Genomic DNA, 18,959 nt, shown 5'->3' with positions numbered 1-18,959 from the left:
GTTTGCACAGTGTTCGTCATTACAATCTCAGCTCAGAAAACCTACCCTTGAGAGGCTCCGAGTTTGTGCATTCAAGGGTTGTGACGGGGATGACGCCCACAAGACCTTGCACTTTTGCCGCTTTCGGGGTACCATGAAATTGCTTGCAGTCGCCGGCGGTTGGTCCGCGGCGGTGCAGTCGCGAAATGTTGGTTCGCAGTATGCGCCAGCAAACAGGAGGGTTGTTGCTATGAAACCTGATCGAACATCCCTGACCCGGCTCGTGGCGGGGAACAACGGCTTTGCCGTTGATCTCTACCGGCAGCTCAGCAAGGCCCAGGGCAATCTTTTTTGTTCTCCGTTTTCGTTGTCCAGCGCGCTGGCGATGACCTTCGCCGGCGCGCGCGGCAACACGGCCGGCCAAATGGCCCAGACTCTGCACTTCGACCTGGACGACGAGGCGCTTCACGCCGCTTTTGCCCAACTGCAGGCCAGCCTGGCCGCGGCCCAACGACCCGGCCAGGTGCAGTTGGCGCTGGCGAACTCCATCTGGCCGCAGATCGGCTACCCGTTCCTGCCAGAATTCCTGGCGCTGCTGCAGCGGTTCTACGGCGTCAGCATCACGCCCGTGGATTATGCCACAGCGACCGAAGCGGCGCGCCAGGCAATCAACACCTGGGCCGAGCAGCACACCGCCGGCAAAATCAAAGACCTGTTGGAACCCGGCATTCTCGACGAATTGACGCGCCTGGTGCTGGTCAACGCCATTTACTTCAAGGGAACCTGGCTCTACCAGTTCGATCCGGCGCACACGGCCGAGGCGCGCTTCTGGCTGACGGCCAGTGAGCACGTCACCGCGCCGCTCATGCAGCAGACCTGCCGCCTGCCGTATGCAGAGGTTGACGACATCCAGGTCTTGAGCCTGCCCTACGCCGACGACGCTCTTTCGATGGTCGTGCTCTTGCCTGCCAGGGAAAAGGGGCTGGCCGGTCTCGACGCGCTGTTCACCGCGGAACGCCTGGATCACTGGCTGTTGGGTCTGCAAGAGCGAGAGGTGCAGGTCTTCCTGCCGCGGTTCAAGATCTCCAGCACCCTCAGGCTGGACGCCACCCTGCAAGCGTTGGGCATGACCGACGCGTTCGACGATATGATCGCCGACTTTTCCGGCATGGACGGCATCCCACGCTGGCTCTACATCGCCGCAGCGGTGCAGAAGGCCTGGGTGCAGGTGAACGAGGAGGGTACGGAGGCGGCCGCGGCCACAGCCGTTGTCATGAACTTTCGCTGTGTGTCAGAGCCGCCGCCGGTCTTCCGCGCCGATCATCCCTTCGTCTTTCTCATCATGGACCACGCCACGCGCAGCATTCTGTTTTGCGGCCGCGTGGTGGATCCCAGCGGCGCGGAGTAGAACCGTGGATCACGCCTTTCTCTGCCACGAATTTCACTAATTTGCACGAATTTCAGGATCTTTTCGTGTCAATTCGTGCAATTCGTGGCAAAAGTCCGCCCGGCTTTCTCTGCCACGAATTTCACTAATTTGCACGAATTTCAGCTTCTGCCTTCGTGTCAATTCGTGCAATTCGTGGCAAAATCTGGCGCGGCGGGGGATTGACCGCGGCGTCCGCTTGCGGTATGATTGCCTGCGCACGGTGTCCTGGCCGAACGTCCTCTGCTCTTGACGATCATGGCGCAGCTGCACGCCTTCACCGGGCAGTTGCCCGAAGACCGCACCCAACTGTACACCGAGGCGGTGCAATTCTTGAACAACGACTGGAACAAGGCCGGCGTGTTCATTGATTACATTCGTGAGCGGGCCGGTCTGCTCATCCGCCACAAGACCGAAGCCTACACCTTTCCACATCGCACCTTCCAGGAATTTCTGGCCGCGTGTCACCTGGCCAGCCTGCCCGATTATGCGAGCGAGGCGGCGCGGCTGGTCCGTGCAGAGCCAGACCGCTGGCGCGAGGTTTTTCTGCTGGCAGCCGGCTATTCTGCCCGCATCAATCTGTTGGGTCAGGCGCTCAACGCCGTCAACGCGCTCTGCCCCTTCGAACCGGACGCGCCGCGGTCGGCAGCGCCGGCAAACTGGCCGGCGGCGCCGCTTGCCGCCATGGCGCTGCTGGAAATTGGCCTGGTGGGCGTGCAGCGAGAACCGGTGGGCCAGGCTGTGCAACAACGTGTGCAGCGCTGGCTGCAGATTGGTATGCGACATGATGCCTTGACGCCCCGCGAGCGAGCCGAGGCCGGCGCGGCCTGGCGCGGCTGGGCGACCCGCGGGATGAGGTGCTGACCAGCGCGGCCATGGAGTTCTGCTATGTCCCGGCCGGGCCGTTTTGGATGGGAAGCCGGGACGATCCGGATGCGGAGAGGGACGAGCAGCCGCACCGGCTGGAAATCCCTTACGGCTACTGGATCGGCCGCTACCCGGTGACGAACGCCCAGTTCGGGGAGTTTGCGGCCGCGGGCGGTTACCGCGAGGCGCGTTACTGGCGCGAGGCCAGGGCGGCGAAATACTGGAATTCGGACGGGTACAAGGGCTGGCGAGACAACGAGCGGCGCCAGAAGCCGCGCGATGTGGGCGAACCGTACACTCTCCCCAACCATCCGGTCGTCGAGGTGAGCTGGTACGAGGGGCTGGCGTACACGCGCTGGCTGCAGGAATGGCTGACGGGACAGATCCCGGCCGGGTGGCGCGTGCGTCTGCCCAACGAACCGGAGTGGGAGAAGGCGGCGCGGGGCGGAGTGGAGATGCCGGCGCAAAAGTTGCTGCGGTTGGTTACAGAAGGGCTGACCGACGAGAGGGCGCCGACGATGCATCCCAATCTGCAGGAACGGCAGCGCTACCCGTGGGGGAACGAGCCGGACGCCAACCGGGCAAACTACGACGAGAGCGGGATCGGGACGACGAGCGCGGTGGGCTGTTTTGCGGGCGGCGCGAGTGTGTACGGGGTGGAGGAGCTGAGCGGCAACGTGTGGGAATGGACGCGTAGCCTGTGGGGATCCGACTACCAAAAGTCCAGTTACGGCTATCCGTATGTGGCATCGGATGGCCGCGAGAACCTGGCGGCCGGGTTTTCTGATCTGCGGATCATACGAGGAGGTTCTTATTATGTCAATAGAATCCGCGTTCGGTGCGCCCGGCGCAGCTGGTACTACCCGGATTACTGGGACAACCTTGGCGGTTTTCGGGTGGTGGTGTCCCCATGATGACTCTGGCCTCTGACTCCCCTTGCGCAGGCTGGCTGCCGCTCGAATCGCCGGGCAAGCCGAGATCGTTCTCGGCGGCGAAGGCCCCTTACCCGGCGGGCCTGCGCAAGGTTGGGTGATTGGCCGGCTGCCAACCCTCGCAGGGGTACGTACACATCGCAGCGTTCACGGTCTGATACAATTCCCACTCCCGGTGAATGAATTCACCGGTCTGATACCACCGAAACCCCAACCTGCTGGATGCGGGGGTTGGTGTTGGGTATGACGGCTGAATTCGCAAACTCGCGGAGAACGAATTCACGGCCTCAACCACCAGAACCTGTCACGACGGGTTCCCACCAACGCAACCAACGCAACCCGCTTGAGCGGGTTTGACGTATCAGACACCGAATTCATTCGGTGGTGTTGGGTATGACGGCTGAATTCGCAAAACTCGCGGAGAGCGAATTCACGGCCTCAACCACCAGAACCTGTCACGACGGGTTCCCACCAACGCAACCCGCTTGAGCGGGTTTGACGTATCAGACACCGAATTCATTCGGTGGTGTTGGGTGTGACGGCTCGAGGCGCGAGATTCGGGGCAGAGCGAATTCACGGGCTGAGCCACCCGTGAATGAGCAACGCTCTCCCGAATATGCTTTGCGTTCTGGCATCCCTGCGTTGAAACTTCTCCCCCTCAAATCCGTTCGACGGCGAGGGTCTGCCGGTTGATGCGGAAGTTGTGCGCCTGGGTCAGCCTACCACGCCGGGGTTAGCATCCCATTGGCGTTCTGCCAGTAAGGCGTCCATACGAGTGAAACGAGCTGGACCGCAATATCGCTCTTCTTGGGTTTGAGCACCAGCGTGTCCATGTCCTCGATGGCTGGATCGTTCCTGGCTGCCAACGCCTTGATGTCCGACTCCAATTCGGCGTCCAGGTCTTCCAACTGCTGCTGCAGCACGCGTACATTCTCCTGCGCACGCGTCACGTCATCGCCCTGCTGCATGGCGCGGCCCACCCCGCGCGCGGCCGTTGTGGCCTTGCCCACGGTTGAGCTGCTGACCGTCTTGCGTCCCAGGAAGGCGCCGAGGATCGTGGCGCCGACCGAAATGGCGGTCTGCATCTTGGCCTGGCTGGCCTGGTTCTGTTCGCGATCCTCCGCCTGCTGCGCGCGGCGAAGCTTCTCCACGAGCGCGGCGCGCTTCGGCGCGTATTTCCTGCGCAGGGTGTCGGTTGCCTCATCGCGCTGCTCATGCACCACCTGGCTCAGGCGCACGCGGAAGTCGCGCTCGCTTTCACCGGGGTTGGAAATGGCGCCGGTGCCGGGACTGCGGAAAAGCTCCAACCGGCGCGTGCTGTAGACCCAATCTACAAAATCACGGCTCCATGACACGTAACTCTTCGCGCGGCCGGCCGCCACCGGCAGGTCAGCAAACTGGCCGGGCTTGGATGGCTTCTTCTCCACATCCTTCAGGCTCCACTCTGGTGCGACGCTCTCATCCCAGTTGACCGGCACCGCCGCGTCGCTGATGGCGGTCACCACAATGGTGCTGTCTGCGGTATCAATTTTCGACCGCGCATCGGCATAGCGAATCTTGGCGGCGCCCACGAGCACGGGCTGATAGACCAACATGCCGCCGCTGCCGCGCACAGGAATGAAGAACTGGCTGACATCTGGCGGTAGGGTGGGTTGCAGGCCGGCGGCCTGGGCGCCTGGTGTGGCCCTGGCCGGCGCTTTGCCCAGGACCACGGCAGCCGGGGCATCCTCATCAAAAGATGTGGACGGCGGTGCGGCGTCGTCAGGCGCCCCAGTCACCGCCGCCGCCGGCGCAGGCCTGGTTCTGGTCGCCGCCGCGGGCGCGGCAATGGGCAGGCGCGCCTTGTACGGATCCATCAATATCTTGATCTGGCTGCGTGTCAACGGCCCGCGCAGGTAGGACATGGCCCAGCGCGTGGTGAAGACCACCGGCTCATCCTCGTGCGTGTTGTTCATCAGGAAGACGCGATTGCCCAGACCTGAGATGATCTGCTCCATGCGGGAGCGGTCGAAACTGGCGCCGGCCGCGGTGACCGCGCCCTCCAGGCCGTCCATCACGCGCGCCTTGTCGCGCTCGGTCTGCAGGCGGCCAATGAACCAGGTGCCGGTATTGCTCAGGCCCTTGTAATCCAGGTCAACCGGGTTCTGCGTGGCCAGGACGATGCCCACGCCAAACGCGCGCGCCTGCTTGAGCAGGGTCAACAGCGGCAGCTTGGAGGGCGGGTTGGCAACGGGCGGGAAATAGCCAAAAATCTCATCCATGTAGACCAGCGCGCGCAGGCTGGTAGTGCCCGACTGGGTGCGCATCCAACCGAGGAACTGGTTGAGCAACAGGGAGACGAAAAACATGCGCTCGGCGTCGCCGAGATGGGCAATCGAGAAGATGGCGACGCGGGGTTTGCCCTTGGGCGTGTAGAGGATTTGACCGATGTCCAGGGGTACGCCTTCCATCCAGGTGGCAAAGCCGGGCGAGGCCACCAGATTGTTGAGCGCAAGCACCAGGTTGAAACGATCTCTGGCCGGGTAGAATGCCTCCAGATCGAGCACGCCGATGCGGGTCATGGGCGGAGTCTGAATCGCCTGGATGAGCGAAGCCAGATCGAGATCGTGACCATCGAGCCAGGTCCGGGCGATGATGGTGGAGACCAGGATGTGCTCGCGACTGGTCAGCGGGTCGGCGCTGATGCCCACCATGCCCAGCAGGCTGGTGACGGTGGTGTTGATGCGCTCTTGCAGCATCTCACCATCGTCCAGGATCTCGAACGGCGGCACCGCGAACGATTTGAGGATAGACACCGGCATGCCGGCGTTGCTGCCCGGGGTGTAGATGGCGAACTCCGCGGCATCGCGCAGGCGCTGGATGCGGCCGCCGTCCTCGCCCCAATCGCCCAGGCCTTTTTTCCAGGTGGCGGCCTGCTGATTGGCGTAGTCTTCAGGCGACAGGCCCTTCTTGGCGGCATCTTCGGCGTTGATCCAGGGCAGGAAGTCCTCGCCGCGCAGTTGCGGGAAAGTCAGGAACAGGTTGCTCAGGTCGCCCTTGGGGTCAATCAAGATGGATGGGATGCCGTCAATCGCGGCTTCTTCGATCAGGCTGATACAGAGGCCGGTCTTGCCCGAACCGGTCATGCCGACACAGACCGCGTGGGTAACCAGGTCTTTAGAGTCGTAGAGGATGGGGCTATCCTCCGCCGCTTTGCGGGCCAGGTCATACTCGCGTCCCAGGTAGAACACACCGAGTTTTTCGAAATCCTGCATAGTGCCATCTCCTTGTCTTTTGAGTTCAGGGGCAATCAACACAGTCTACGCATCCAAGGTTAAGAGTCAGATGAAGTCTGCGCGTTCTCCAGTCGGATCCCTCTACGAAGCCGCCGCGCACCAGGGAGCCGAACAGGATCACGCGATGCATGCTGTACTGCTGGCGCAGATGATCGGCCAAACGGTCGGCCTCTGCGCGCGCTTGGCGGGCGAGGCATGCGTGATGGGCTGCCAACTGCTGCTGGCTGCGCCGACAAACCGCAACGTACCGCGCCATGTCGTCGGCAGGATAGGTTGATGTGTCCATGCCCAGGTTCCTCGTTGAGGTCATTTTAGCACAAGTGACGCGGATTGTCATCATGAACGGCCGTAACGCAAGCCCGCTGGGCGTCAGCGGATCGGCGCTGGCGATAACAGTAGAAGCCAGGATTATCCTTTCCGGCGTACCGACAACAAAAAACGCCGCCGACCAGGCAATCTGGCCGCCGACGTTTTTTAGAATCGGTCAAGGAGCAATTTCTCGCTCTTTGCCCAGGCTACTGCAAGCAGGCACGATTTGCGCCTGTTTCCTTAGGCGGAAAAGTGAAGTCTATTCCCGCTTGCAGCATAGATCTTTGAATTGATTTTAGCCGAGCCGGGCAGCCGGGCTGCGACGATGACGCATGGGGCGTGAGGGGATCGCTTGCAAGGCCCAGGCCACTTCGCTGCTGGCGTTGTGCAGACGCCGTGTGGCAATGGGGTGACTGCCCATCAGCCGCGGGCTGACGCGCAACAGGTTCAGCGTCACACGCAGGAAGAGGCGCCCCAGCCACGCGCGGCCCTGGGAGGTCAGGGTCAATACGATACCGCCCAAAATCAGAGTGACAAGCGCCAAAATGGCCCCAAAAGATGCCAACATGATCGTTTCCTCCTCCATAGTCACCGGTCTTCCTGAGCCTCACCTATCGGCTGAGACATGAACCAAGAATAGCACAAGTGTTCTAGTCTGTCAAATCTGTATTCTTCCCGAACATGACGTGGTCGCATCCTGGCTTTTGTGTCCCCGTGTGCTCAATAGTTCGTAGTGACGGCTTTAGCCGTTTCTGCGGCCAGAGCGACTGAAGTCGCCACTACGAACCAGCGGATCACTTACACCTAACTGTCCTGGTGCTTCTGACGGAACGCCTTGAGGCCGGGGTAAACCGCGGCGTCGCCCAGTTGCTCTTCGATGCGCAGCAGTTGATTATACTTCGCCACGCGGTCCGAACGGGCCGGCGCGCCGGTCTTGATCTGGCCGCAGTTCAGGCCCACAACCAGGTCGGCAATCGTCGAGTCCTCGGTCTCGCCGGAGCGGTGCGAGGTGACGACGGTCCAGCCGGCGCGATGGCTCATGTCCACCGCGGCGATGGACTCGGTCAGTGTGCCGATCTGATTGACCTTGCACAGCAGGGAGTTGCACGATTTCTCGGCAATGGCACGCTCGATGCGCTCCACGTTCGTCACCAGCAGGTCATCGCCTACGATCTGCAGTCTGTGGCCCAATTTGGCATTCAGATGCTGCCAGCCTTCCCAATCATCCTCGGCCAGGCCATCTTCCAGCGAGATGATCGGGTACTGATTTGCCCAGCCCACGTAGAACTCTACCATCGCCTCGCTGGTCATCTCGCGGCCTTCCTTGGCCAGGACATAGACTTTGCGCTCCGCGTCATAAATCTCACTCGCAGCCGGATCCAGGGCAATCCAGATGTCCACACCCGGCTTGTAACCGGCGGCCTCGATGGCCTGCAAGATCACCTCGATAGCCTCGGCATTGGAGCCGAGCGACGGCGCAAAACCGCCCTCGTCGCCCACATTGGTGCCGAAGCCCTTCTTGGTCAGCACCTTCTTCAGCGCCGCGTAGGTCTCCGCGCCCCAGCGCAGGCCCTCGCGGAAGGTCGGCGCGCCCACCGGCATCACCATGAACTCCTGAAAATCGGTGGAGTTGACCGCATGCTTGCCGCCGTTGAGGATGTTCATCATCGGTACCGGCAGGGTGCGCGCACTGACGCCGCCCAGGTAGCGGTAGAGCGGCAGGCCGACAGCCGCCGCGGCCGCCTTGGCCACGGCCAGTGAAACACCCAGGATGGCATTGGCGCCCAGGTTGCGCTTGGTGGGCGTGCCGTCCAGGCCGATGAGGAAGTTGTCAATCCCCACCTGGTCGAGCGCGTCCCAGCCCAGCAGTTGCTCGGCGATCTTGTCGTTGATGTTCTCCACCGCCTTCAGCACACCTTTGCCGCCATAGCGCGACTTATCGCCATCGCGCAACTCCAGCGCCTCATGCACACCGGTGGAAGCGCCGGATGGCACCGCCGCCATGCCGCTGTAGCCATCGGTCAATACCACCTCAACCTCAACCGTGGGGTTGCCGCGTGAATCCAGGATCTCACGGGCCGAAATATCTTCGATAATAGTCATGTTCAGTCTCCTTTGTGGGCTTCTTGTATTACTCTTTGCTGCGCCACCGCGGACCAGCCGCCGACGACTGCAAACAAGAAGATGATACCCCGAAAGTAACAAAAGTGCAAGGTTATAGTGGAGATCGGAGATCGGATCTGCGCTCGGATCACTTTGCACTCTGGAGACCGGAGACTTTGGGTCGGAGTCGAAGATTGAGATTGAGATTGTCTGCGGGGGCTTTGCACTTTGCCCTCTGCGCGTTGTATAATCCGGCGATGCTCCCACCTATTCAGCTCTGAGCGTTCATCATTCCATACTATGTCCGACACGACGTATCTGCAATTCGATTTATTGATTGACCGCGGCGCCACGGGCTATCGGGTGCGCGTGCTGAACTCGCCGGCCGGTCAGGCCAGCGGCGCGTTGACCCTGCCGCCGGATTTCGCCGCGTCCGCGGATTGGTCCGCGCCGGCAGCGGCCCGCGTGCAGGGGCAGCGCCTGTTCGAAGCCGTGCTGGCGGACGACGTTGGCGCCTGCTACCGCCGCAGCCTGGACGAAGCGCGGCGTCAGGGCGCGGGGCTGCGCCTGCGCCTGCGCCTGGCTGACGCGCCCGAACTGGGCGCCTGGCCCTGGGAATATCTTTTCGACCCACAGCAGGCTCGATTTCTGTGCCTGACGCCAGACACACCGCTGGTGCGCTTCCTGGAACTGCCTATCCCGGAACACCGCGCGATCGTCAAACCGCCGCTGCGCCTCCTGGTGGTCATCGCTAACCCGAGCGATACGCCCGCGCTCAACGCCGCGCAAGAATGGGCGCACCTGGCCGCCGCGGTGGAACCCCTGGAGGCGCGCGGCCTGTTGCAGGTGGAGCGGTTGGAGCAGGCGACCCTGCCCGCTCTGCAGCGCCGTTTACGCCAGCAGGATGTGCATTTGCTGCACTTCATCGGTCATGGCGCTTTCGATCCAACCACCCAGGAGGGGCTGCTGATCTTCGAGGATGAGGCGCGCCAGAGTCGGCTGGTCAGCGGACAAACCGTGGGCACCCTGTTGGGCGGCCGCCCGCCCGCGCTGGTGTTTCTCAACGCGTGCGAAGGCGCGGCCAGCAGCAGCGGTAATGCCTTTGCCGGGGTGGCGCAGAGCCTGGTACAGCAGGGCATCCCCGCCGTCATCGCCATGCAGACCGCCATCAGCGATGCGGCCGCCGTGGCCCTGAGCCAGGAATTCTACGGCGCGCTGGCTGATGGCTATGCCGTGGACAGCGCGCTGGTGGAAGCGCGTAAAGCCGTGTTTGCCACCGGCAACCCGCTGGAATGGGGCGTGCCGGTGCTTTTCATGCGTGCGCCGGATGGCCGCCTGTTCGACGTGCAGCCCTTGAGCCAGGCCGAGCGCCAGCAGAATCAGATCGCCACTCTGCTGCGTCAGGCCGCGGGCGCACAGGCCGGCGGGGACTGGCCCACAGCCGTTCAGAAATTACAGACGATTCTGCAACTCGATCCAAACCAGACCGAAGCGGCTCAATGCTTGCGTGATGTGCAAAAACAGCAGGAAATGGTCGCAGCCTTTGCCAGCGGGCAGGAGCACTACAACGCCGGCCGCTGGCGGCAGGCGCTCGATTATTTCCTGCGCGTGCAAGACCTGGGCGGCAACTTCAGAGGGGTCTTTGGCCTGTTGGCCACGGTCAAGATGAAGATCGCGCAGAGCGAACAACCCGAGCCAATCGCCCGCCAGCCCGCTGCTACCGACCATGCGTTTTCGGAGAAAACGCAATTGGTGTATGGTCCGATCATCAAGGCGCTGATGGCCGGACGCCTGGTGCCGGTGTTGGGGCCAGGCGTCAACCTGTGCAGCCGGCCGCCCGGCGTCGGTTGGCAGACCGGCCAATACCTGCCTACGGCCGATGAACTGGCCACGCACCTGGCTGACACCTTTGGGTATCCCCTGACCGAGCGCTCAAATCTGGCCAAAGTCGCGCAAGTCATCGCAGTCATGCGCGATGTGGGCCCGCTCTATGAAGAACTGCACCCTATCTTCGATGCCAACTATCCGCCAACGCCGGTACACCAATTGCTGGCCGCTCTGCCCGCCGCGCTGCGCAAGCAGGGCTGCGCTTATCCGCATCAACTAATTATTACTCTTAACTACGATGATGTTCTGGAGCGCACCTTGCAGGCCGCGGGCGAACCGTGCGATGTCGTAACCTATGTGGCGGAAGGCGATCAGCGGGGATCTTTCCTGCACGACCCCAGCGGCGAGACAGAGAATATCCTGATCGAGCGGCCCAATGAGTACCTGGATCTACCGATTGATCAGACCGCGGCCCGGCGCATGCTCATTCTCAAGCTTCATGGCGCCATTGACCGCCAGCACGACGACGCTGACAGCTATGTCATCACCGAGGATCATTTCATCAACTTCATCCCGCGCATGGACATCGCTGCCATTGCGCCGGCGCCGCTTCTCGCCTTTCTCAAACGCAGCTACTTTCTCTTCCTCGGCTTCGATCTGAGCGCCTGGAACTCGCGCACGGTCTTGCACCGTGTTTTCTCCCCCAAGCGTGGCTATGCCTGGGCCGTGGAGCCGGAACCGGCCATCATCAGCCAAAAATTCTGGAGCCGTCACAACGTGGACATCCTCGACCTGAGCTTGGAGCAGTTCGTGGCCGGCTTGAGTGAACGTCTGCAAAACCTCTTTAACGACGGGGGACGGGGAACCGGGAGCCGTTCATGAACGATCATGCCTTGCCATTCTCGCCCTACAAAGGCTTGATTCCCTACAGCGAGAATGACGCCAACTTCTTCTTTGGCCGCCAGCGTGAGCGCGACATGATCGAGGCCAACCTGATTGCCACACGCCTGACGCTGCTCTATGGCGCCAGCGGCGTGGGCAAAAGCTCCGTGCTGCGCGCCGGAGTCGTCCATCACCTGCGTCACCTGGCCGCCGAGGACCTGGCCAACCACGGCAACCCGGAGTTCGCCGTCGTCATCGTCAACGCCTGGCGCGATGACCCCCTGACCAGCCTGCTGAACAGCGTCTACACCGCCCTGCAGGCCGACTTGGGACCTCTGCATCCGGCCGTCGCCTCCCTGGCTCCGCCCTCTGCCGCCGCGTTCGTGCCCACCCTGCAGGCCTGGACCACCGCGCTCGACTGCGACCTCCTGCTCATCCTCGATCAATTCGAGGAATACCTCTTCTACCATGCCACGGAAGATGGTCTGGGCACCCTGGCGATGGAGTTTCCGCGCGCGGTCAATCATCCTGATTTGCGCGTCAACTTCCTCATTGCCATTCGTGAGGATGCCCTGGCCCGGCTTGATCGCTTCAAGGGCCGCATTCCCCGCCTGTTCGAGAACTACCTGCGCATCCAACACCTGGATGTGGCGGCCGCCCGCGACGCCATCGAGCAGCCGCTGCTGACCTATAACCGCCTTATGGCGCCAGTCCAGCCCGTCACCATCGAACCGGCCCTGGTGGATGAGGTGCTGGCGCAGGTGCAGACCAACCAGGTGTTTGTGGGAGAATCGGGCCGCGGCGCCGTGAGCGGCGCCGGCGGTCCGGCGCGTGTGGAGACGCCCTATCTGCAGTTGGTGATGAGCCGTCTGTGGGCCGAAGAAGTGCAGGCCGGCGAATCGGTCCTGCGCCTGGCGACCTTGCAGCGTCTGGGCGGCGCGGAGCGCATCGTACGGACCCATCTCGACACCGTCATCAGCACACTGACGCCCGCCGAGCAGGATCACGCCGCACGCATCTTTCATCATCTGGTCACGCCGTCCGGCACCAAGATTGCGCACAGCGTCCCCGACCTGGCCGAGTACAGCGGACTGACGCCTGCCCAGTTGGAGCCGGTGCTGGAAAAACTGTCCAGTTCGAGTATGCGCATCTTGCGCCCGGTGGCGCCGCCGCCCGATCAGGCGGCTGTCTCGCGCTTCGAGATTTTTCACGATGTCCTGGCCGCGCCCATCCTGGACTGGCGCACGCGTTTCGTCCACGCGGTGGAACAGGCCGCGGCCGCGGCGCGGCTGCTGGCCGAACGCGCCGCGGCCGAGCAGCGCCTGCGCCAACAGCAGGCCGAAGCCGCGGCCCGCCTGGCGCAGGAACGCCGCCGAGTCCGGAGCCTGCGCCTGACCGCGCTGGGCCTTCTCGCCCTGCTCCTGCTCATGGTGGGCCTGGCGGCCTATGCGCGCAACCAGTACCTGATCGCGACGCAGGCCACTGTTGCGGCCAGGGACGCCGCGTCGCGCAACATTGCCGTCAGCGCCAACCTGCAGATGCAGACGGACCCCGAGTTGAGCGTGCTGCTGGCGCAGTCTGCCGCGCAGTTGTACCCCAATCTGCAGGCCGAAGATGCCCTGCGCCAGGCGCTGATCGCCTCTCCCATTCGTGCGATTCTTTCGGGTTATGAACGTGGCGTGGTCAAGGCCATTTTCTCGCCTGACGGCCGCTATCTCGCGGCCGCGGACTACAACGGGTTGATCGGAATCTGGGATGCCGCCACCTTCCGTCACCTCGCCTGGCTCACCGGCCACGCTCCGCGCATCCTCGATCTGGCCTTCAGCCCGGACAGCCGTCTGCTCGCCAGCGGCGGCACCGGGGCGGTCGTGCGTCTGTGGGACGTGCCCAGCGGCGCGCTGCACGCGGAGATCGCCAATCTCGGCGGTGAGGTCTACCATGTCAATTTCAGCCCGGACGGCGCCCTGCTCGCCATTGGCAGCGGCAGTCACACCGGCTATGTGTGGGACGTGCAGGCCGGGGAGATGACCCTCTTTCTTGAAGGGCATCGCAACGGTCTCATCAATGCGGTCTTTTCACCCGACGGCTCGGTCATTGCCACGACCAGCCAGGACAACACGGCGCGCCTGTGGGAGACAGCCTCCGGCCGGCCACTGGCCGTGCTGGCCGGCCATGATGCCGAGATCGTAGATGTCTCGTTTAGCGCCAACGGGCAATGGCTGGCAACCGCAAGCGGGGATGACACGGCTCGCGTGTGGAAGCTGCCCGCCGGCGAGTTCCATCGCGAATTTCGCGGTCACACCGACCGCGTGTTGGTGGTCAGGCTCAGCGCAGATGGCCGCCGCCTTTTCACCGCTTCAGCCGACGGTCGTGCCATCGTCTGGGATGTGGCCAGCGGGCAGCCGCAGGCCGAGCTGCGCCATCAGGATCGAATCACCGCCCTGGAACTCAGCCCTGATGAGCGCCTGTTGTTGACCAGCAGCGCCGACCGCACGGCCGCCCTGTGGAACACCCGCACCTGGCAGCGCCTGGCCACCTTGCGCGGCCATACCGATGCGGTCAACCGCGGACGCTTCTCGGCCAGCGGCGCCCTGGTCATCACCGCGGGTCAGGACAACACGGTGCGCGTGTGGACCGCCAACGCCGGGCAGCCCTTGCAGGTGTTGGCGGAGATGCCCTCTACCGCGCCCGGCTGCGACGGTTCGTGCAACCCGGTCTGGAGCGCGGTCTTCAGCCCGGACGGCAGTCGCGTCGTGACCGCCAACGCCAACGGCACAGTCGGCCTGTGGGACGCGCTCAGCGGCGCCCGCCTGGCAACGCTGGCCGGCCATGAGGGCGCAGTCTACCAGGCGGCCTTCAGCCCGGATGGACAGCAGATCCTCAGCGCCGGTCAAGATGGCAGCGTGCGTCTGTGGCCGGTCAACCCCGCGGGTGAACCGGTCATCTGGCGCGGGCACAGCGGCCCGGTCAACCACGCGGTTTTCAGCGCGGACGGCAAGCGGGCGCTCACCACCAGCAACGATCAGACCGCCCTGCTCTGGGACGTCGCCAGCGGCCAGGTCATGGCAACGCTACGCGGTCACAGCGGCGCGGTGCTGGCCGGCGCGTTCAGCCCAGACGGGACGCGTGCGGTCACGGCCGGCGCCGACGGCAGCGCCATCATCTGGAATGTGGGCCGCGGCGAGGCGCAAAGCACCCTCAGCGGGCACAGCGCGTTGGTCTATGATGCCGCTTTCAGCCCGGACGGCCGCCTGGTCGCCACCGCCAGCGCCGATGGCACGGCCCGCCTGTGGGATGCGAGCAGCGGGCAGCCGCAGGGCGCTCCGCTGGCGCACGAAGGCGCGGTCACGCACGCCCTGTTCAGCCCGGATGGCCGCTTCGTGCTCACCACCAGCCAGGATCAGACCGCGGCGCTGTGGGACGCGGCAAGCGGTCTTCGCCTGTTCAGGCTGGCCGGGCACCAGGCGCCGGTCACCGCGGCCGCGTTCAGCCCGGATGGCCGCTTTGCCATCACCGGCGGCGACACCGGCGACCCGACGGTGCGCCTGTGGGACCTGCGCACCGGCCAGACCCTGATGACCTTTTGGGGACATGCCGCGGGCGTGCGCGGGTTGAGCTTCAGCGCGGACGGTCGTCACTTCGCCAGCGCGGGCGCGGATGGCGCCGCGCAGGTCTACGACTGCAACGTCTGCGGCAGCCTGGACGACCTGCTGGCCCTGGCGCCCAGCCATGTGACTCGCGAGCTGACCGCGGAAGAGCGGCAGAAGTATTTGTATGAGCTGGCGGTGAGGAGGTAGGAAGTGTGTGGGAAATGGCTACTGGCTGGAATCGGTGTGGTGGCGGTGCTGATGGCGGGGGCGGTGGTTTCTGCAAGGGGCGTCGGGTTGGAGGCCGGGCGTGCGGGGGCGCCCGATGCGGAGATTGGGGATGCCGGGGCGGAATTTTCCTCGGTGTTCTTGTTGTTGGGGGAGCAGGCAGATTTGACGAGCGCGGCCACGATCGAAGATTGGACGGCGCGGGGGCGGGCGGTTTACGCGGCGCTGAGCGAGGTGGCCGGGCGCACGCAGCCGCGTGTGTTGAACCGGCTGGCGCGGCTGAAGGCGGCCGGCCATGTGCAGGCGGTGCAGCCGCTGTGGATTGTGAATGCAATTGCTGTGCGCGCGGACGCGGAGACGCTGAAAACGCTGGCCGCGTGGCCGGAGGTGGCGCGCATCGTGCCCAATCGCAAGCTGGAGCCGCCGGGCGTGGAAATGGCCGCGGGCCAGGCGCAGGCGCCCGCGGGGGTGGAGTGGGGCGTGAGCAAAATTCGCGCGCCGGAGGTCTGGACGACTTATCAGGTCAATGGCGCGGGCGCGGTGGCGGCCAATGTGGATACGGGCGTGGATTTCACCCATCCGGCGCTGGTCAACCAATACCGCGGCAACCTGAGCGTTTTCGGAGAAAACGCAGTAAGCAACGGTGTGTTCGATCACAATTTCAACTGGTATGACCCGACCGGCGTACACCCCGCGCCTGTGGCCGTGGAGGGTAGTCATGGCACGCACGTCATGGGCACGGAGGTGGGCTGGGACGGCGGCGCCAATCAGATCGGCGTTGCGCCCGGCGCGACCTGGATCGCCGCGTACGGGTGCTGCCCCGACAACCTGACCCTGCTGCTGGCGCAGCAGTTCATGCTGGCGCCCACCGACCTGGCCGGAAATAATGCCAACCCCGCGCTGCGGCCGCATGTGCTCAATCAGTCGTGGGGCGGCCCGGGCGGCAGTGAGATTTTCCAGCCGGCGCTGGCCGCGCTGCGCGCCAGCGGCATCTTTTCCAGCATTTCGGCCGGCAACATGGGCAGCGCCTGCGGCACGCTCGGCTCGCCGGGCGACAATCCGCTGGTGTTCAGCGTTGGTTCCACCGACAGCAGCGATACCATTGCCGGTTCATCCTCGCGCGGCCCCAATCCCTTCAGCGGGCGGACCGGGCCGGAGGTGTCCGCGCCCGGGGTGATGGTGCGTTCGAGCATTGCCGGCGGCGGCTATCAGAACTACAGCGGTACTTCGATGGCCGCGCCGCATGTGGCCGGCGCGGTGGCGCTCCTGATTTCGTTGGAGCCGAGGCTGGCCGGACAGGTGGAGCAGATCGAAGAGCTGCTGCGCAAGACGGCCGTGCCCCGCACCAGCACGCAGTCCTGCGGCGGCGTGGCGGGCAGCGCAGTACCCAACAACGCCTTTGGCTGGGGCCGCCTGGATGTCAAAGCCGCGGCCGACCTTGTCTGGCAGGCGGGTTACCTGGCCGGCCGGGTGACGAGCAGCGGCCTGCCCATGGCCGGCGCTACCGTCACCTTCAGCCGCATGGGCAAGAGCCTGACCACGATGACCCACGCGGGGGGCGATTTCCGCGTGGTGGCCGGCGCCGGCGTATGGACCGTGGAGGTGAAGGCGTTCGGCTACGCGCCGGCGCTCCATGCCCATGTGACCGTGAGCCAGGATCAAACCACGGCCGTGGACGCTGACCTTGCCGCTTTGCCTGCGGCCGTCGTGCATGGCCGCGTCACCGACAGCGTCACCGGCGAGGGGGCGCCGGCGCTGGTCATGCTGGCGAACGAAGCCAGCGCGGCGCCGGTCTTTGCCGACGCCAGCGGGATGTATTCGCTGCCCGTGCCGGTGACCACCCGCGGCCCGGTCGCGACCGTTGACATCACCGCGCAGCACCCCGGCTTCCACCCGCTCACCCAATCGGCGGCGGTCAGCGGGACGGTTGCCCTGGATTTCAGCCTGAGCGCGCGGCCCAACTACACTTGCCTGGACGACCGCCAGCCCGGCGGCCCGGTTTTCAACTGGCAGGACGCCAGCGACGGCGTCACCTACCACCTGGGCGATGACGCCAGCACTGCATTCTTGCCCCTGGCGCAGCCGTTCACCTACTTCGGCACGCCCTACACCACCGTCACCGTCAACTCCAACGGTTACATCTATTTCACGAACGCCTGGTGGTCGCGCGTGCAGATGATGCTTCCCTTCGAAGGCCCGCCCAACGCCGCGCTCACCGCGCTGGGCGAAGACCTGAACCCGGCGCAGGGCACGCAGGGGCTGGTACATGTCAAGTCCACGGCCAACGCGTTCATTGCGCAGTGGCAGGCCGTGGAGCATTGGGCCAGCGGCGACCCGGAGACATTCGAGATCATTCTGGATTTGCCGACCGGCGCCGTCACCTATCAGTATCAGACGTTGAGCTGGCCGGATTACACCACGGTGGGGCTGGAAGATGCGGCCGGCAGCGTGGGTCAGCTCTACTCGTATGCCAACTCGGCCGGGCTGCAAGCGGGGCGGGCCGTGCGCTTTACGCCCGCCAGTGGCAACGGGGTCTCCTGGGGCTGCGATCACGCGTACACGCTGACCGCGGCGCCGGTGGTTGCGGCCAACACGGTGACCTATCACCTGCACTGGAACGAGGTCGGTTTTGGCGGCGCGGCGTCGGCCGTGTTGACCGCCACGGTGCCGGCGAGCAGCACTTTCGTGGCCGCGGCGGGCGGGGTGCAGCCGCAGGGCGGTGTGCTGACCTGGAACCTGGGGAACCTGCGCCCGCGGGCCAGTGGGCAGGCCTGGTTCACGGTGCGGCCGCACGGCGCCCAGGCCCTGACGACCGCGACCATCAGCGATCAGAGCGGGCAGGCGCGCACCGTCACGGCCGCAGCGAGCGCACCGGGTATGGTGTGGATGCCGATGATGATGAAGGATGAATGATGAAGGAGGTCTTTGCTGTGGACACTCAGAAATCTCAGTTCAACCGGATTCTGTTGACCGTCCTGATCGTCCTGTACGTGCTCACCCTTGCCGCGTTCAACTATGCCAACTGGGCTGCGGACCCGGAGTTCATGCAATGGTGGATGACGCTGGTCAACAGCGTGCTGCTGTCTATCCCACTGGTGCTGTTGTATGGGGCGATCTATGTGCTGGTGGTCGCCTGGCGCGAGCGCAAGGCCCTCGGTCAGGTCAGCCCCCGCCTGACCAGGATCATCCACTGGGCGCCCCGCATCGCGGCCATCCTGATCATCTTTTTCATCAGCCTCTTCTCCCTCGACGTGTTCAGCATGGATGCGCCCCCGCTGGAGTTGCTGGGCGGCTTCCTGATCCACAACATCCCGTCCATCGGCATGCTGGCGCTGCTGATCGTGGCCTGGAAACGCCCCGCGGTGGGATTCGTGGCCTTCCTGGTCGCCGGCGTCCTGTTCGCCCTCTTCTTCGTGCGTGATGCCGGGTCCCTGCCCAACCTGCTGATTTTCGTCTTTCCCATTCTGCTGATCGCCGGTCTGTTCTATGCTGACTGGAAATGGGGCTAGGCGGCGCTGTTCTTGGCGCGCACATCCACCCCTGG

General features: G+C 64.3%; 11 protein-coding genes. 8 read left to right on the top strand and 3 right to left on the bottom strand.

Annotated features, from left to right (window positions below; genetic code table 11):
* Positions 1-229 precede the first annotated feature (229 nt).
* The 3 genes from IPF85_RS06075 (at position 230) to IPF85_RS06065 (ending at position 3,186) form a co-directional block, all read left to right on the top strand.
* On the top strand, positions 230-1,387 hold the full coding sequence (locus tag IPF85_RS06075; RefSeq protein WP_343407176.1) for a serpin family protein: 1,158 nt from the start codon (positions 230-232) through the stop codon (positions 1,385-1,387).
* 228 nt (positions 1,388-1,615) lie between these two features.
* Positions 1,616-2,269, top strand: a complete 654-nt coding sequence (locus IPF85_RS06070) for a hypothetical protein (RefSeq protein ID WP_343407175.1) — start codon at positions 1,616-1,618, stop codon at positions 2,267-2,269.
* A complete protein-coding gene (locus IPF85_RS06065) occupies positions 2,263-3,186 on the top strand; it encodes an SUMF1/EgtB/PvdO family nonheme iron enzyme (protein ID WP_343407174.1) in 924 nt (307 codons plus the stop codon). The genes IPF85_RS06070 and IPF85_RS06065 overlap by 7 nt, the downstream gene beginning before the upstream one ends.
* A gap of 737 nt (positions 3,187-3,923) precedes the next feature.
* Here the strand turns inward: IPF85_RS06065 and IPF85_RS06060 are convergent.
* Positions 3,924-6,458: a DUF87 domain-containing protein gene (locus IPF85_RS06060; protein ID WP_343407173.1), complete on the bottom strand. Its 2,535-nt coding sequence runs from the start codon at positions 6,456-6,458 to the stop codon at positions 3,924-3,926.
* Positions 6,459-6,603: 145 nt separating this feature from the next.
* On the opposite strand from IPF85_RS06060, the gene IPF85_RS06055 reads away from it, so the two are divergent.
* The gene (locus IPF85_RS06055; protein WP_343407172.1) at positions 6,604-6,756 is read left to right on the top strand and encodes a hypothetical protein; all 153 of its coding nucleotides are present in this window, start codon (positions 6,604-6,606) and stop codon (positions 6,754-6,756) included.
* 327 nt (positions 6,757-7,083) lie between these two features.
* Here the strand turns inward: IPF85_RS06055 and IPF85_RS06050 are convergent, their stop codons facing one another.
* Together IPF85_RS06050 and eno are read right to left on the bottom strand one after the other, a co-directional pair.
* The gene (locus IPF85_RS06050; protein ID WP_343407171.1) at positions 7,084-7,356 is read right to left on the bottom strand and encodes a hypothetical protein; all 273 of its coding nucleotides are present in this window, start codon (positions 7,354-7,356) and stop codon (positions 7,084-7,086) included.
* Positions 7,357-7,592: 236 nt separating this feature from the next.
* Positions 7,593-8,891: a phosphopyruvate hydratase gene (eno, locus tag IPF85_RS06045; RefSeq protein WP_343407170.1), complete on the bottom strand. Its 1,299-nt coding sequence runs from the start codon at positions 8,889-8,891 to the stop codon at positions 7,593-7,595.
* Positions 8,892-9,191: 300 nt separating this feature from the next.
* On the opposite strand from eno, the gene IPF85_RS06040 reads away from it, so the two are divergent.
* Genes IPF85_RS06040 through IPF85_RS06025 form a run of 4 tightly spaced genes read left to right on the top strand, consistent with a single transcriptional unit; the run spans position 9,192 to position 18,924 of the window.
* Entirely contained in the window at positions 9,192-11,600 is a 2,409-nt protein-coding gene (locus IPF85_RS06040; RefSeq protein WP_343407169.1) for a CHAT domain-containing protein, read from the top strand.
* Positions 11,597-15,397, top strand: coding sequence for a WD40 repeat domain-containing protein (locus tag IPF85_RS06035; protein ID WP_343407168.1), 3,801 nt, complete (start codon positions 11,597-11,599; stop codon positions 15,395-15,397). Before IPF85_RS06040 ends, IPF85_RS06035 begins: the two co-directional genes overlap by 4 nt.
* Before the next feature lie 3 nt (positions 15,398-15,400).
* Positions 15,401-18,328 (top strand): S8 family serine peptidase, encoded by a 2,928-nt coding sequence (locus IPF85_RS06030; RefSeq protein WP_343407167.1) that lies wholly within the window; start codon positions 15,401-15,403, stop codon positions 18,326-18,328.
* 17 nt (positions 18,329-18,345) lie between these two features.
* Positions 18,346-18,924 (top strand): hypothetical protein, encoded by a 579-nt coding sequence (locus tag IPF85_RS06025; protein ID WP_343407166.1) that lies wholly within the window; start codon positions 18,346-18,348, stop codon positions 18,922-18,924.
* Positions 18,925-18,959 lie beyond the last annotated feature (35 nt).

It is taken from the genome of Candidatus Amarolinea dominans, from assembly GCF_016704685.1.
GTDB lineage: Bacteria > Chloroflexota > Anaerolineae > SSC4 > Amarolineaceae > Amarolinea > Amarolinea dominans.
This window is presented reverse-complemented; position numbering and strand designations above follow the sequence as displayed.

Coding starts and splice junctions, on each gene's coding strand:
- IPF85_RS06050 (WP_343407171.1), bottom strand. CDS start 7,356: ATGTTGGCATCTTTTGGGGCCATTTTGGCGCTTGTCACTCTGATTTTG.
- eno (WP_343407170.1), bottom strand. CDS start 8,891: ATGACTATTATCGAAGATATTTCGGCCCGTGAGATCCTGGATTCACGC.
- IPF85_RS06035 (WP_343407168.1), top strand. CDS start 11,597: ATGAACGATCATGCCTTGCCATTCTCGCCCTACAAAGGCTTGATTCCC.
- IPF85_RS06055 (WP_343407172.1), top strand. CDS start 6,604: ATGCATGCTGTACTGCTGGCGCAGATGATCGGCCAAACGGTCGGCCTC.
- IPF85_RS06040 (WP_343407169.1), top strand. CDS start 9,192: ATGTCCGACACGACGTATCTGCAATTCGATTTATTGATTGACCGCGGC.
- IPF85_RS06060 (WP_343407173.1), bottom strand. CDS start 6,458: ATGCAGGATTTCGAAAAACTCGGTGTGTTCTACCTGGGACGCGAGTAT.
- IPF85_RS06075 (WP_343407176.1), top strand. CDS start 230: ATGAAACCTGATCGAACATCCCTGACCCGGCTCGTGGCGGGGAACAAC.